We start from the raw sequence: 14,703 nt of genomic DNA, 5'->3' as shown, positions 1-14,703 counted from the left end.
CAGTTGGCTTCTCGGGGTCTGTTGGTTGGTGGGCTACTGGTCGGTGGTGAACCGGCCGGCGGTCGGCAGCAGCGTGGCCGTCCGGTCGGAGTTCGGCGGCTCTTCGACGACGGGATTGCCGGTGCCGGGTGCGTGCAGCATCCGCAGCTCACCGTTGACACGGCCGGTGCAGAAACCGACGTGATGGATGCCGCGCCCCGGGCGGGCGAAGAACAGCAGGTCACCGGCCTTGGCGTCGGCCAGGGGCACGTCGTGCGCGGCGGTCGCCTGGTCGTAGCCGTCGCGCGGAACCACCTTGCCGAGCGCGCGGAACGACAGGTGCACCAGGCCCGAGCAGTCGAGCCCGTAGGCGCTGGTGCCGCCCCAGAGGTATTCCAGCCCGACGAACCGCCGGGCCGTGGCCAGCACCGCGGCGGCGGACACCGGGCGGTCCCGGTCGCCGTCGGTGACCGGAGTGAGCACGCAGGCCGACCTGCGCAGTTTTCCGGACTCGCCGCCCGGCAGCGCCACCTGCACGATCTCGTCGTCGGCTGCGACGACCGGGAGCACCGTGCCGTAGGACGCGACCCGGCTGCCGGAGGCAGTTGCGTACGAAGTCGCCTCGACCGCGACGACGGCCTCCCGTTCGGGCGTTGCCGTGGCCGGCGCGGACAGGTGCTCACGGCGTACCCAGCCGGGATACCCGTCGGGGTTCTTGTCGCTCGGCTGCCAGGGCGAGACCACCGACAGCCAGTCGCCGCGTTCTTCGACGACGACCACCGGCTCACCCAGCAGGAGCTGGCTGTGCACCCGGTTGAACAGGTCGAGCTTCTGCTCGCGGGTGAGTGATGTCGCCCACGCGTGCGGGTCGGGAACCGCGGCCAGCATCGGAGCGTCGACGTCACGCGGCGCGTCGGGGGTCACCCACAACGTGGTGGCGGTGACGTTGACCGCCAGTTGCTGCCGGTCGAGCTGTGAATCGAGCACATCGCAACCGTACCTGAGGCCCTACTCGCAAGTAGTCAGCAATCAGTCAGATCTGTGTGAGCTCGTAGTAAAGGGTCTTCTTGCCCGCCAGGCGGTGCATGAACGGCACGAGCGGCTGCATCAGCTTGTTCTTCCTCGGCAGTGCCCGCTTGGTCCAGGCGACCGCCGGGTCCTTGTCGTCCAGCAGGCGCGCGGTCGCCCGGATCGGCTCGCCGGTCGCCTTGCCGCGGAACGTGGACGGGGCGATCTCGACCTGCGGGTTACGGGCCAGTCGCCGCGCCTTGCCGGTGGTGTTCCAGGTCCGGAAGTACGCGTGATCGCCGCGCACCACGACGTGCACCGCCGTCGGTACGCCTGAGCCGTCCTTACGGTATGTCGTCACCACAACGGTCGGCTCGTCTGCCAAGCGGTCGAATGTCGTGTTCGTCATGCCCGTTGGACGCAGCGCCTCAGCGTTCCGTGACATCGTCGAGGAGTCCGTCGACGCCGAGGCCGGGCGCGTCGGGGAGCACCACCGTGGAGCCGGAGTAGCTCAGCCCACCGCTCACCGGCGAGGCGGCCAGCCACCAGGCAGCGTCCAGGTCGCTCACCAGCGTCGTGCCGTACGCCGCGACCAGGCTGGCAGCCGCGCCGACGCCGATCGGGCCCTCCATCATGGAGCCGACCAGCGTGCCCAGGCCGTAGGTGCGGGTCAGCTCGAGCAGCGTCCGGGCCGGCCCGAGGCCCCCGCACTTGGCCAGCTTGACGTTCACCAGGTCGGCCGCGCGGAGCCGGATCACCTCGACCAGATCGCGTACGTCGTAGACGGCCTCGTCGGCGAGGATCGGCGTGTCGACGCGGTCGCTCACCCAGGCGAGCCCGGCGAGGTCGGCGGCGGCGACAGGTTGCTCGACGAGCTCGATGCCGAGATCGGCGTCCTCCAGCGCGCGGATCACGCGGACCGCCTCGCGCGGTGTCCAGCCCTGGTTGGCGTCCAGCCGGATCACGACGTCGGGACCGACGGCCGTCCGGATCGCCTTGACGCGGGCGACGTCGCCGGCCGCGTCGGTGCCGACCCCCCGACCACCACCCCTACCCAGCTGCCTTCGCGCTCTGGTTGCCGACCACGGCGTCGTTCAGCTCGTGGAGCAGCGCGTTGAGGTCTTCGGGATCGCGCGTGAGCACGACGTCGCGCAGCGGGCCCTCGCAGCAGGCCTGAGCTCCGGCCAGGGACTCGCCGGTGACCCGCCAGACCTGCGGCGCCTCGCCGTACCCGGTGTGCCCGTCGTCGTCGGTGAGTCGTACCAGCAGCGACTCGACGTGCTCCGTGCGCCGCAGGGCCGTGACGAACGGCGTGTGCAGGGGTGCGCGGACGACCTGGCAGGCGACTTCGACGATCGGCATGGCTGGTGAGAGTACCCTCGGCAGCCTGACGGGGCAGTCAGTGCGCACTGACTGCCCCGCATCGGTTGGGGTGGGCCGTGGACTCTGCTGCGTTGGGGTTCCGCGGCCCACTCGTTCTTGGCGTCGCGTCACTCGTGCCCGATCACCTCACAGGAAGAGCGTGAGCAGGCAGCTGCAGTAGCACGTCACGGGACCGCAGTAGCAGTCGTCTCCGAGTTCGACCGACTCGGTCTCGGGCAGCTGTTCCAGCGCCGCGATGTCCTGCGTGAGCTCCGGCATGGGTTCACCTCCCTCCGTCACCACGTATGCCGGGCGCCTATGACCCCCTGTTTCAGCGGCTTGTGAACCAGCTCTCGATGGCCTGCCGAAAATCGGGTCCGTGCAGATGGTGCCCACAGTTGGGCAGCTCGATACGTCTGACTTCCAACCCCGCTTGGCGAAACGTGGTGTGCAGGCCGTCGACGTGGGAGGGGGGTACGGTCTCGTCGAGCGCACCGCCGACGATCAGCACGTTGGCTTCGACCACGCTCAGCGCGCTTACGGAGATGGGCTCCAGCGGGGCGATCCGGTCGAGCAGCGCGCGGACGCGGGAGCCGGCCTGGTCGTAGAGGCTCATCGACCAGAACGGCGCGGTCAGTGCCACCCGGTCGAACGCGTCGGGTTCGGCGCAGAGCGTGCGCAGGGCGAGGTAGGCGCCGTAGGAGCCGCCCAGCAGGGCGAGGCGGACTTTTTTGGCGCGGAGGGCATGGACGACCGCGCGGATGTCGTCGACGTCCTCGACGCCGAACCGGCATGGCGGGCGGCCGCTGCTGCCGCGCGGGTTGACGGCGACGACTGCGCAGGCGGTGGGGATGGCAGTGGTGTTGGCAGTGTCGGCGGTGCTGGTGCTGGGGCCCAGGCCGGACAGCGCGGACAGCAGGGGATCAGGCTGGAGCGTCCAGGCGGCATCCGGCCCGCCGTGGAGCGCGACGACGATGGTCTCGGCGGTGTCGAGGTTGCCGTACGTAACCGCCTGCACGGGTCCGGCCGGACCGGCGAACTCGACCTCCTCGATCGCGGCGGACCGTGGGTCGCGTGCGACCCGGGCGTCACCGACGTCGAGTACGACCGCGACCGAGCCGGCCTCGGCCAGCGGCGCGAACAGGCCGTCTGTCGTCCAGGCCGCGGTTGCGCCGAGCACGCCCGGCAGGTGCACGAGCTCCGTGTCGCCGGTCTCGAGGGTGTACAGCAGCAGATCGGAGCGGGCACCGGCATCGGACCGGAACGCGATCCGCTTCCCGTCGGGCGAGATCGCGAGCGGCAACAGGTGGCGCGCGTCGGCCAGCGCGGGCGGCCAGACCGGCTCACGACGGTCCGCCCGGCACCAGCCGATCCGTTCACCCTCGGCGACCACGTAGACGTCGGCCTCGGCGCCGGGCCCGGCCAGCAGCAGCCGGCGCCCGGTTGCGTTCGGCCAGGGACAGGTCAGCGAGCCGTCGATCAGGTCGACCAGCACAGTCGACAGGCGGCCGTCGCGCGCCCACGACAACGCGACCCGGCTCGGCAGCTTGACGCCGCCGCCGAGCAGCCCGGGCACCGTCAGTACCGGCGTGGTGGTGTCGCCGAGCAGCCAGACGGTGGACCGCACGGACCCGGCGGCGGCCCGCCCGGCCGCGGTGCTGACCGCGATCACCCGGTCACCGGAGTACGTGGCGACCAGCCGTAGCCCATGACCGCTGATGCCGGCCACCGTGTCGGCGCCGCCGGCATCGGCCAGCGCGACCTCGTGCTCCTCGGCACCGGCCGGCTGACACACCCAGACGGCGCCGTCGCCGCGGGGCAGCACCTGAACCCGCGACCACGCCGAGTCCCAACCCCCCACCCGCTGCGGCTCGCCGGTGCCCGGCAGCGCCCACGTCTCGGCCTGCCACCCGCCGCCACCCCCAACCCGCGCGACGCAGGCGGCATAACGTCCATCCGCGCTGAACCGGAAGCTGGTCCGCGCCCGAGCCGCCGCCTGGACGGCCGCGGGTGGATCCGCCGGCCCGTCCACAAAGCCCCCGCTACGTGCTGTCACAAACGGCCTCCTGATCGACGATCGGCAGCCCGGCGCTCCGACAACCGCGCGCCCCTGCACCACCCGTCTGCCCGCACCCGCCATCGAACGAACCCCACCCGCCCCGCGGCGGACGATCCCGAGGCGCCCGCCAGAGGATTCGCGCGCTCGCCCGCCGCCGCCCCGGCCGCGCCGGCGGCCGAGCAGCCTGCGAGACCAGCTGCCAGCCGGCCGCCGCTCCAGCTACCCGCCGGCGCCGACCCGGCTGCGGGCCCGCCGCCAACGGTGCCGAGCTGATCGCCAGAGGATTCGCGAGCTCGCCCGCCGCCCCGGTGGCGCCGGCAGCCGAGCAGCCTGCGAGACCAGATGCCAGCCGGCCGCCGCTCCGGTCACCCGTCGGCGCCGACCCGGCTGCAGGCCCCGCCGCCGCGCTCGAGGCATCGATGCCTCGGCGGAGAGCCGCGACGTCACCTGCGGCCGGGGCTGGGCTGGATTCCGGTCGTCCGGCGTGGCGAGGTGCTGGCCCGGCTGTGTCTGCCTCCGAGCTGTCGGCCTTCGGACCGTCTGGTCCTGCGCCCCCGTTTCCCGATCTCACCAACCGCCTCCGGAGCCGCCGTTGGGGGGTTTGCGCTCGCGTTCCCAGGACCGGGAGTCTTCGGGCCAGCCGTCGGCGATGACGTCGTCGGCCATGAAGAGACGGGGGCCGCCGTGGCGGAGGCGGAGGAGGTAGGCGACCACGCCGGCCAGGCCGGTGTTGTAGTCCGGCGTCACGCGGGTCAGCGACTCGTCGGGCACCAGGGCGCGGCCGTCGCGGCGGCAGTGGCGGACGGACATCAGCCGGACCAGTTCCTCGGCCCAGGCGTGGTAGGTGGAGTCGCGGAGGCGTTCGGCCGCGTCCAGCAGGAACTGGCCGTCGCCGGCGAGGCCGTGGCAGGTGGCGGGGGAGGACTGCCAGCGCGCGCGGTAGACCGCGCTCGCCGCGGCCCGGGCGTATTCCTCGAAGCGCTGCTCGCCGGTCACCGCGAGCAGCCGCAGGAGGTAGGTGCCGACGCCCGACGACCCGCTGCACCAATGGGGCAGCCGGGTGCTGTCCATCGGGCCGACCGGCCACCAGGCCGCGCCGTCCTCGTCGAGTTGGGCGACCCGGCACAGGAGGTAGCCGGCCTCGCAGGCCAGGTCGATGTAGCGCTCGTCCGAAAGCGCCCGGCCCGCGACCAGCAGGGCGTAGCCCACGCCCGCGACACCGTGCGCGAAGCCGTAGTGCACCGCACCCGCGAACTGCGAGTCGTACGAGGTCGGCACTGGCCACAGCGGCCCGTTCGGCCCCGGAAACGCGGCGGTACGCAGCGACTCGGCGTAGTCGGACAGCCGGTCGAGTACGCCGTGGTCGCCGGTCAGCCGCCCGACCTGCGCGTGGGCCAGCGCCGCTCCCGCCACGCCGTGGGCGAGGTCGGGGTTGGGCCAGTCGCCCGGCAGCCGCTTGGCCAGCCGGGTGGCCCGCTCCAGCAGGTGCGGCTCATCGAGTACGTCGGCGGCCTCGGCCAGCGCCCAGGCGACCCCCGCCTGCCCGAAGTAGAGGCCGGGCAGCACCTTCGCGGGCGCATCGGCGCCCGAACGCTCGGCCTGGTCCGCGCGATCGGAACGATCGGCCAGCCAGCCCGCGGCCTTACGCGTGGCCGAGATCAGGTCGCCGGAGCCTCGTTCGGCGGCGTCGCTGTCGGCGACCGCGCGCACGAGCACCGCCAGCACCCCGGCGGCGCCGTGCTGGACGTTGCGCGGGTCGGTGCGGGTTCCGAACCCCGCGGACGGCCAGAGCCGCTCGCCGTCGGGAGTCATGGACTGGATCAGCTCGTCGAGCCCGTCGGCGAACAGCTCGTCGGCGGTCGGCAGCGCGATCGTCAGGCACTGTATTTCGCCCCCAGCGAGGCTTCGCCACGCCCCGCCACCCCCCTCTGCCCGCGCGGGACCCGCGCCCGAGACCTCGGCCGGCAGCTGCGCCGACGCCTCGGCCAGGTCACACCGGAGCGAGGGGTCGTCGGCCAGCAGCTTGAGCACGACAGGCGCGAGCAGCCGAGCGCTCTCGCCGTAGCGGGCCACTTCGGCGAGCCAGGACGACAGCCGGTCGTGGCGCGTGCGCCCGGCCGAACCGCCGGCTGGACCGCCGGCCGAGCTGTCGTCTGGCAGCACGGGATCGTTGCCGGTGGCCAGCAGGAACAGCAGCGCGCCGAGGCTGTAGAGGTCTTCGGACGCGTTGGCCGTGACCCGCTGATCAGGATCCCCACCGGCCGACGCGTGCTCCGGCGCGCGATATCCGGGCGTGCCGGCCCGGGGCGCGGGCTCGCCGGCCGGGCTGGCGGCCTCCAGGTCGACCAGCCGAGGGACGCCATCGGGGTCGATCAGCAGGTTGGCCGGGCTGAGGTCGCGGATCACCATGCCTTCGCGATGGGCGGCCGCCACCAGGTCGAGCAGCCGCCGGCTCATCGACAGCGCGTCCTCGGCGGGTACGCCGGCGGCCACACCCGTGCGGGACCGCACCCACTGCCGCAGCGGGATGCCGGGCAGCCGCTCCATCACCAGGAACAGGTCGCCGTCCTGGGCGAAGACGGCCCGCGGCTCCGGCGCGGCGACCCGGGGGTGCAGCCGGCGCAGCATCCGCGCCTCGTGCAGCAGGCGGGTGCGCGCGTCGTTGCCGTCGAGGTCGGCCTCGGCGTGCGCCCTGGCGTGCTTGACCACGACCGGCTGGTCGGTGCCGGTGTCGGTCGCGGAGTAGATACCGCCGCGGGTGGAGTGCCGGATCGCCTCGCGTACGACGTAACGGTTGCCGAGCAGCACCTCCGAACGGCCGGCAGCCGGCGTCGGCGCGCTGGACGCCGGAGCGGCGGACGCCTCGAACGGGTTGGGCGCCCAGGCCGGCGGCGTGAACCACGCCATCCGCTGGTCGGGGATCGTCGAGCCGTCAGGCGCGCGCAGGAGGTATTGGAACAAGCCGTCGTTGTCGAGCTCGCCACCGCCGGTGAAGCCGCCGAAGCGGTAGTGGACCAGGCTGCCCGGCTGGTAGGGCCGGTCGGAGAGGATCCGCGGCCCGGGCAGGCCTCGCGTGACCTCGTGCAGGCGGGCCGCCAGCGCCACCGACTGAGCGTCGTCGAACGGATAGATGGTGACGAACTTGCCGGACGACTCCCGGTCGCACTCGCGCCCGCAGAGATATCGGACGGCCTTGCGGGTCGGCGCGAACTTGAACGGGGTGCCGAACTCCGCCAGCACCGGCGCGACGCTCGTCAGCACCTCCACCGCCGCGGCCGGTGTGGCCGACACGTGCAGCTTCCAGCCCTGGTCGGGTAAGGCATGCGCGGCCGGTGGCCGCGCCGTGTGCCAGAGCCGGCCGGGTTCGACGCGCCAGCTCCTCAGTTTTTCCACGATCACATCGATTGGTTCGAAAATCAGGGTGGTCTGATCGTTGAACATCTCGAGCGTGGTCCCCGTGATCTGCCTGTCGCCCACAGCCAGACCCCCTTCCATCCGGGCTTATGGTACTAAAAGTGCGCAAGCAATTACCAAGGGTTCGGGTGAAAATAAAACGGCTTCTTTGCACGACCGCGGGCTCATTCGCAGGTCGGACCGGGGCAGCCGGCAGTTGGGAGACGGCCTAGGCGATCTGTTCCAAGGGGTCGCCGGTCAAGCGCGCGGCGCATGGCGCCGCGCTGGCAAGGCGGAGGAGGAGCCAGGAGGGGCCTCCGGCGATCGACGACAACGCAGCCGGCGTGGATGCCAGGCGTCGCGCGTCAGGCGACCCCTTGGAATAGATCGTCTAGGCTGTAGCGGTTTGGCTGGGAGCTGTGGGCTTTTGCCTTGGAGGGTGGAACATGGGCGAGTGGCGGGATCTGCACGCGGGCTGGGTCCTTCGCGCGGTTGGCGACACGAGCGAGGTGCCGCAAGCGGTAGCTGACGCACTCGCGGCCGGGAAGGTGGCGGGCACCGTCCCTGGCTGCGTACACACTGACCTGCTGGCCGCCGGCCTGATCCCCGATCCCTATCTCGACCGCAACGAGTACGACCTGCGCTGGATCGGCCGCACCGACTGGGCGTACGCCACGAGCTTCGTCTGGAAGCCGGGCAGCGCCGACCGCACCGACGTGGTGTGCGAAGGGCTCGACACGATCGCGACGCTCGAGCTCAACGGGCAGCCGGTCGGGTCCACGCAGAACATGCACCGCTCGTACCGCTTCAACGTCTCCGACTCGCTTCGCGAGGGCCTGAACGAGCTGGTGATCACGTTCGCTTCCCCCGAGCGCTATGCCGGGGAACAGCGCGACCGGCTCGGCGACCTCCCCGGGCCGAACTCCGCCACCCCTGAACCCTTCAACTTCATCCGGAAGATGGCCTGCAACTTCGGCTGGGACTGGGGTCCGGTGCTGGTCACCTCCGGCATCTGGAAGCCGATCTACCTACACAGCTGGAAGCAGGCCAGGCTGGCGCAGGTCCGCCCGCACGTGAGCGTCGACGAGGGCGTCGGCTACGTCCGGGTCGACGCCGACCTCGACCACCACGACGACAACCGTCCATTGACGCTGGCCACGCGGATCGGCGACCGCACCACCACCACCACCGTCGACGTCGTTCCCGGCGACGCGAGCGTCTCGTTCGAGCTCGAGGTGCCCAACCCCCGCCTGTGGTGGCCCTACAGCCTGGGCGACCAGCCGCGCTACGACCTCGAGGTCACGCTGCTGTCGGCCGAGGGCACCGTCGTCGACCGGTGGACGCGCAAGATCGGGTTTCGCGAGATCCGGCTCGACACCACGCCCGACCAGTACGGCTCCGAGTTCACGATCGTGGTCAACGGCGTGCCGATTTTCGCGCGCGGTGCCAACTGGATTCCCGACGACTGTTTCCCGTCCCGGGTCACCGCCAAGCGTTATCGCGAACGGCTTCTGCAGGCCAAGGGCGCGAATATCGATCTGCTCCGGATCTGGGGCGGCGGCATTTACGAAAAGGACGAGTTCTACGACGCCTGTGACGAGCTCGGAATTCTCGTGTGGCAGGACTTCCTGTTCGCCTGCGCGGCATATCCGGAGGAGGAGCCGTTCGGCTCCGAGGTCGAGGCCGAGGCGCGCGAGAACGTCGCCCGGCTGATGCCGCACCCCAGCCTGGCGCTGTGGAACGGCAACAACGAGAACATCTGGGGCTCGATGGAATGGGGCTGGGCGGATCGGATCGCCGGCCGGACGTGGGGGGAGGGATTCTATTTCGATCTGCTGCCGCGCGTGGTCGCCGAAATCGACCCCGGCCGTCCGTACTGGCCCGGCAGCCCGTACGCCGGCTCGCGCGACCTGCCGGTCAACGCCGACAACTTCGGCTGCTCCCACATCTGGGACGTGTGGAACCAGCGCGACTACTTCTTCTACCGCAGCTACGTCCCGCGGTTCGTCGCGGAGTTCGGGTTCCAGGGCCCGCCGACCTGGGCGACGCTCACCCGGGCCGTCCACGACGAGCCGTTGGCTGCCGACTCCGAGGGCGTGCTGTCGCACCAGAAGGCGACCGGCGGCAACGAGAAGCTGGCTCGCGGGCTGGCACCGCACTTCCCGGAGCCGGTCACGGTCGAGGACTGGCACTGGCTGACCCAGCTCAACCAGGCCAGGGCGCTGCAGCTCGGCATCTCGCACTTCCGCTCCTACCGCGGCCGCTGCATGGGCACCGTCGTCTGGCAGCTCAACGACTGCTGGCCGGTCACATCCTGGGCGGCGGTCGACGGTGACGCCCGGTTGAAGCCGCTGTGGTACGCCCTGCGCGACGTCTACGACTCGCGCCTGCTGTCGGTGCAGCCGAGGGGCGCCGCGCTGGTCGTCTCCGCGGTCAACGACCGCTCCGACGCCTGGGACGCACCGCTCGTCGTCGAGCGGCGTACGTTCTCCGGCCAGGTGCTGGCCCGCTGGCACGGCGTGCTCAAGGCCGGCGCCCGCGACGCGCGCGCGTTCGAGATCGCCGCCGACGTCGCCACGCCGGGCGACCCGGCTGCCGAGCTGCTGGTCGTCACGGCCGGTGACCGGCGGGCGTTCTGGTTCTTCAGGAACGACAAGGACCTCGCCTACCCCGTGCCGGCCTACGACGTCACGGTGACCAAGTCCGGTGACGGCCATCGGGTGCTGGTTACGGCGAAGACGCTGCTGCGCGACCTGTCGCTGTTCGCCGACCGGCTCGATCCGGCCGGAAGCGTCGACACGATGCTCGTCACGCTGCTGCCAGGTGAGTCGCACACGTTCGCCGTTCGCGGGGTCGCCGAGCTCTCGGCCGCCGACCTGGTAGCGCCGGTGTTGCGTACGGCCGGGGACGTTCGCGCTGGTGTTCCGGCTGGGGAGCGGGCCGAGGTCGGTACGGCTGGATAGGGTGTCGCCGTGACTTCGTCGATCTCCGGGCAGACCTCTGGGACGGGTGCCGCCGACCTGACCGAGCGGCTCAGCCGTGCCCGCGCGGCGACCGCCGCCGCGGGCGTCGACGCGTTGCTCGTCTCGCCAGGTGCCGATCTGCGTTATCTCACCGGCTACGACGCCAAGCCGCTCGAACGGCTCACCTGCCTGGTGCTGCCCGCCGACGGCGATCCGCTGCTGGTCGTCCCCGCTCTCGAACGCGCCGCCGCGCAGGCCTCGCCCGCCGGTGAGCTCGGCCTCGAGATCGTCGACTGGCAGGAGACCGACAACCCCTATTCCCTGGTCGCCAAGCTGCTCCCGCACAGCCCGCGCCAGCTCGCGCTCGACAACCAGATGTGGGCCGAGAAGGTCATCGCGTTCCGCGTCGCGATGCCGACCGCGGCGCAGCTGCTGGCCGGCGACATCCTGCGCGAGCTGCGGATGCGCAAGACGCCGGGCGAGGTCGAGGCGCTGCGCCAGGCCGGCGCCGCGATCGACCGTGTGCACGCCCGGATCGGTGAGTGGCTGCGGCCGGGCCGCACCGAGCGCGAGGTCGGCGCCGACATCGCCGACGCGATCCTCGCCGAGGGACACGTGACGGTCGACTTCGTGATCGTCGGGTCCGGACCCAACGGCGCGTCGCCGCACCATGAGCTGTCCGACCGGGTGATCGAGCGCGGCGACCCGGTCGTGATCGACATCGGCGGAACGACGGCGGCGGGCTACTGCTCCGACGAGACGCGCACCTACGTCGCCGGCGGCTCGGCGCCGGAGGAGTTCCTGGCCTACTACGACGTGCTGCTGCGCGCGCAGATCGCGGCCTGCGAGCACGTCCGGCCGGGCGTCACCTGTGAGTCGGTCGACGCGGCGGCGCGTTCGGTGATCGCCGAAGCGGGTTACGGCGACCAGTTCATCCACCGCACGGGCCACGGCATCGGCCTGCAGGGCCACGAGGATCCCTACATCGTGGCCGGCAACACGCTCGCGCTCGAACCCGGCATGGCGTTCTCGGTCGAGCCGGGCATCTACTTCTCCGGCCGGCACGGCGCACGGATCGAGGACATCGTCGTGGTGACCGGCACCGGTGTCGAGCGGCTCAACGTGCGCCCTCGCGAACTTCTCGTGATCGAAAGCTGAGGTACTACTCTGAGCGCCGTGGAGGAGACCGACCGCCAGATCGTCCGCTTGCTCGCGGAGAACGGCCGGATGTCGTACACCGAGCTCGGCAAGCACACCGGGCTGTCGACGTCTGCTGTGCACCAGCGGGTACGCCGGCTGGAGGAGCGCGGCGTCATCAAGGGCTACGCCGCGGTGGTCGACTACGACGCGCTCGGCCTGGCGCTGACGGCCATGATCTCGATCAAGCCGATCGACCCGAGCCAGCCCGACGACTCGCCCGAGCGGCTGCGTGAGCTGCCGGAGATCGAGGCGTGCTACTCCGTGGCCGGCGACGAGACCTACATCCTCAAGGTGCGGGTCGCCACGCCGGCCGGACTGGAAGATTTGCTGGCCAGGATCCGGGCCAAGGCCAACGTCTCCACGCGATCCACGATCGTGCTGTCGACGCCGTACGAGCAGCGGCCGCCGGCCGTCTGATCGCGCACTGGCTGCTTTGAGTCTTCGTCGTGCCTGCTGACCGGTCCACCCGGATGTTCGTGCTCGCGCAGCCCGGCCTTGCCGGGTTGGTGAAACGCGAGCTCTCCTCGTTGCCGGCGGTGTCGAAGGTGACCGATCTCGGCAACGACGGCCGCTCCGATGTCGTGCTGTGTGACGTCGTGCCGGGGCAGGAACGTTCGCTGACCAAGCTACGGCTGGTCGAGGACGTGTTCGTCGAGCTGGGCCGCACCCTGCGTGCGGAGGGCGACAAGCCGCACTGGATCGCCTCGCGGTTGTGGCGGCCCGCGCGCGCTTCGCGGGCGACGCAGGTCTGGCGTTCGGTGACGTCGGCCCGCGGTGGCGTGACGTACCGCGTTGTGGCGCGGGTGCTGCAGGAGCGCGCGTTCAAGCGGACGGACCTGCGCCGGGCGCTGGGTTCGGTTGTGGACAAGGCCGAACGCGGCTGGCGGACGGCCGATCCCGCGAAGCTGGAGATCTGGACGCTGGAGTACCAACGGGGCAAGCTGATCGCCGGCCTGCGGTTGAGCGGGTCGGCGATGCGCCAGCACGGTGGGCGCGAGAGTGAGCGTTCCGGCGCACTGCGTCCGACGGTCGCGGCCGCGATGGTGTCGCTGGCCGGACCCTCCGGTGGCCGGAGTAGTGGCGGTGGCCGGGGCGCCGGTGGTGGTGTGCTGCTGGATCCGTGCTGCGGCTCCGGAACGATCCTCGCCGAGGCGCGAGCCGCCGGCTGGCAGGTCGAGGGCCGCGACATCGACGGTTCGGCGGTTCGGGTCGCCAGGCGTAACGTCGGCGCCGGAACCATCGCCGAGGGCGACGCTCGTTCGCTCGACCTGCCGGCGGCATCGGTCGACGCCTGCGTCTCCAACCTGCCGTTCGGCCGGCAGTACTCCGTGCAAGGCGATTCGGGGGAGTGGCTCCAGGAGGTGCTGGACGAGCTCGCCCGCGTCACCCGGCCCTCCGGCCGGGTCGTGCTGCTGGTGCCCGAGCTACCCCGCGAGTCGCGGCCGCGGGTGTTGCGCCTGGTCGACCGCTTCCCGCTGCGCCTGCTCGGCGCGCCGACGACGATCTGGCACCTGGAGCGTCAGTAACCGAGTAGCCCAAGGAGCTCGTTCAGTAGCCGGTCGTTTCGTCGGCGAGCTCGCGCAGCGCGTCGAGGTGGCCCAGGTGCCGGGCAGTCTCCTCGATCATGTGGACCACGATCCACCGCAGCGACACGAGCTCGATGCCCGGTGGCGCGTACGCCTCGAGCTCGTCGAGCCCGTGGCCGGCGACGATCTCGCGCGAGCGCGCGCACTGCTTGTCGTACTCGTCCAGCAAGGCAGGAAGCGACGATCCGTCGACGCGCCACTCCGCGTCCGGATCGCCGGCGGTCGACGGCGTACGGTGCGGCTCGCCGAGGAAGCTGACCTCGAACCAGTGGTGCTCGACCCACCGCAGGTGCGACACGACGCCCGCGATGGTCGTGAGCGGCGAGGACGGCAGCGGTGCCTGACCCGCGCCGGCGGGTGACAGGCCCTCGCACTTCAGGCGTACGGTCGTGCGCTGCCAGTCCAGCCATCCGGTCAGCATGGCCTGCTCGCCGGCGTTTCCTGCCGGGCGTTGGCGGTTCGGCTCGCTCGTCACGTGGCGATTCTCGCCCAGCCCGTTCGTACGAACGGCGCCGAGGCCGCGGTGAGGATGGCGCGGGTGCTGTTGACGAGTACGCCGATGGCGAGGCCAGCCAGGACGTCGGTGAGCCAGTGGTAGCCGAGGTAGAGCACGGCGACGGAGACGACCACCGGCAGTGCGACCGCGGCGACCTGGATGCAGCGGGTGAGGCCGGCCGGCTGCTCCGGCGCGGAGAAGCGCGAGGCGGTGAGGGCCAGCAGGCAGCCACCGGCCGCGACGGCGTTGGTGACGTGGCCGGAGGGGTAGGACACGCCGCCGGCCAGGAAGTCGACGACGCCGGCGGCGGGTGCGGGCCTCGCGGTCAGCAGCTTCAGGCCGCTCACGACGAGGTTGCCGGCCAGGACGGTGAACGCGGCCTGGCTGACGGGAATCCACGATCCGGTGCGGCGAGCCGTGGTCATGGCAACACAGACGAGCAGCCCGGCCAGGAACTCCAGGCGTCCCAGGCTGTTCAGCGCCCGCAGGATCTCCGAGCCCGCGGGACTCTGCAGGGCTTCCATCCACCGTGCGACCAACTGGTCCAGCGCCGAGACCGGACCCGCCGCCCAGGCGAGAACGGTCACGGCCACGAGCGCCGCGACGGAACCGACCACACTTGCCCAGCTGGACTGCTTGAACCGCATCCCGCTTTAC

The 14,703-nt window shown here is 71.6% G+C and carries 13 protein-coding genes; 4 read left to right on the top strand and 9 right to left on the bottom strand.

Annotated elements, in window-relative coordinates; all coding sequences use genetic code 11:
• Window positions 1-33 precede the first annotated feature (33 nt).
• The 7 genes from ACYVF6_RS42465 to lanL all read right to left on the bottom strand — a co-directional run bounded on the left by ACYVF6_RS42465 (window position 34) and on the right by lanL (window position 7,903).
• Window positions 34-966 (bottom strand): C40 family peptidase, encoded by a 933-nt coding sequence (locus ACYVF6_RS42465; RefSeq protein WP_460531456.1) that lies wholly within the window; start codon window positions 964-966, stop codon window positions 34-36.
• Between the two features lie 46 nt (window positions 967-1,012).
• A complete protein-coding gene (locus ACYVF6_RS42460) occupies window positions 1,013-1,396 on the bottom strand; it encodes a PPOX class F420-dependent oxidoreductase (RefSeq protein ID WP_460531453.1) in 384 nt (127 codons plus the stop codon).
• Between the two features lie 19 nt (window positions 1,397-1,415).
• On the bottom strand, window positions 1,416-1,979 hold the full coding sequence (locus ACYVF6_RS42455; RefSeq protein WP_460531892.1) for a mandelate racemase/muconate lactonizing enzyme family protein: 564 nt from the start codon (window positions 1,977-1,979) through the stop codon (window positions 1,416-1,418).
• 58 nt (window positions 1,980-2,037) lie between these two features.
• Window positions 2,038-2,349 (bottom strand): enolase-like domain-containing protein, encoded by a 312-nt coding sequence (locus ACYVF6_RS42450; RefSeq protein ID WP_460531450.1) that lies wholly within the window; start codon window positions 2,347-2,349, stop codon window positions 2,038-2,040.
• A gap of 147 nt (window positions 2,350-2,496) precedes the next feature.
• Entirely contained in the window at window positions 2,497-2,628 is a 132-nt protein-coding gene (locus ACYVF6_RS42445) for a hypothetical protein (RefSeq protein ID WP_460531447.1), read from the bottom strand.
• Between the two features lie 52 nt (window positions 2,629-2,680).
• Window positions 2,681-4,405 carry a S9 family peptidase gene (locus ACYVF6_RS42440; RefSeq protein ID WP_460531444.1) on the bottom strand — a complete coding sequence of 575 codons (1,725 nt, stop codon included), beginning with the start codon at window positions 4,403-4,405 and terminating at the stop codon, window positions 2,681-2,683.
• A 570-nt stretch (window positions 4,406-4,975) separates the two neighbouring features.
• The gene (gene lanL, locus ACYVF6_RS42435; protein ID WP_460531441.1) at window positions 4,976-7,903 is read right to left on the bottom strand and encodes a class IV lanthionine synthetase LanL; all 2,928 of its coding nucleotides are present in this window, start codon (window positions 7,901-7,903) and stop codon (window positions 4,976-4,978) included.
• A 344-nt stretch (window positions 7,904-8,247) separates the two neighbouring features.
• Between lanL and ACYVF6_RS42430 the strand changes: the two genes are divergently transcribed.
• From ACYVF6_RS42430 to ACYVF6_RS42415, 4 genes are read left to right on the top strand one after another with little or no spacing between them, the layout of a single operon-like run.
• Window positions 8,248-10,764 carry a glycoside hydrolase family 2 protein gene (locus ACYVF6_RS42430; RefSeq protein WP_460531438.1) on the top strand — a complete coding sequence of 839 codons (2,517 nt, stop codon included), beginning with the start codon at window positions 8,248-8,250 and terminating at the stop codon, window positions 10,762-10,764.
• Between the two features lie 9 nt (window positions 10,765-10,773).
• The gene (locus tag ACYVF6_RS42425) at window positions 10,774-11,922 is read left to right on the top strand and encodes a M24 family metallopeptidase (protein ID WP_460531435.1); all 1,149 of its coding nucleotides are present in this window, start codon (window positions 10,774-10,776) and stop codon (window positions 11,920-11,922) included.
• Between the two features lie 18 nt (window positions 11,923-11,940).
• Window positions 11,941-12,381 (top strand): Lrp/AsnC family transcriptional regulator, encoded by a 441-nt coding sequence (locus ACYVF6_RS42420; protein ID WP_460531431.1) that lies wholly within the window; start codon window positions 11,941-11,943, stop codon window positions 12,379-12,381.
• Window positions 12,382-12,410: 29 nt separating this feature from the next.
• Window positions 12,411-13,490, top strand: a complete 1,080-nt coding sequence (locus ACYVF6_RS42415) for a TRM11 family SAM-dependent methyltransferase (RefSeq protein ID WP_460531428.1) — start codon at window positions 12,411-12,413, stop codon at window positions 13,488-13,490.
• A gap of 22 nt (window positions 13,491-13,512) precedes the next feature.
• On the opposite strand, the gene ACYVF6_RS42410 is transcribed toward ACYVF6_RS42415, so the two are convergent.
• Window positions 13,513-14,025, bottom strand: coding sequence for a DinB family protein (locus tag ACYVF6_RS42410; RefSeq protein ID WP_460531425.1), 513 nt, complete (start codon window positions 14,023-14,025; stop codon window positions 13,513-13,515).
• Window positions 14,022-14,693 (bottom strand): phosphatase PAP2 family protein, encoded by a 672-nt coding sequence (locus ACYVF6_RS42405; RefSeq protein ID WP_460531422.1) that lies wholly within the window; start codon window positions 14,691-14,693, stop codon window positions 14,022-14,024. The genes ACYVF6_RS42410 and ACYVF6_RS42405 overlap by 4 nt, the downstream gene beginning before the upstream one ends.
• Between the last annotated feature and the right edge of the window lie 10 nt (window positions 14,694-14,703).

The sequence above is a fragment of the Flindersiella endophytica genome (assembly GCF_054779015.1).
This window is presented reverse-complemented; position numbering and strand designations above follow the sequence as displayed.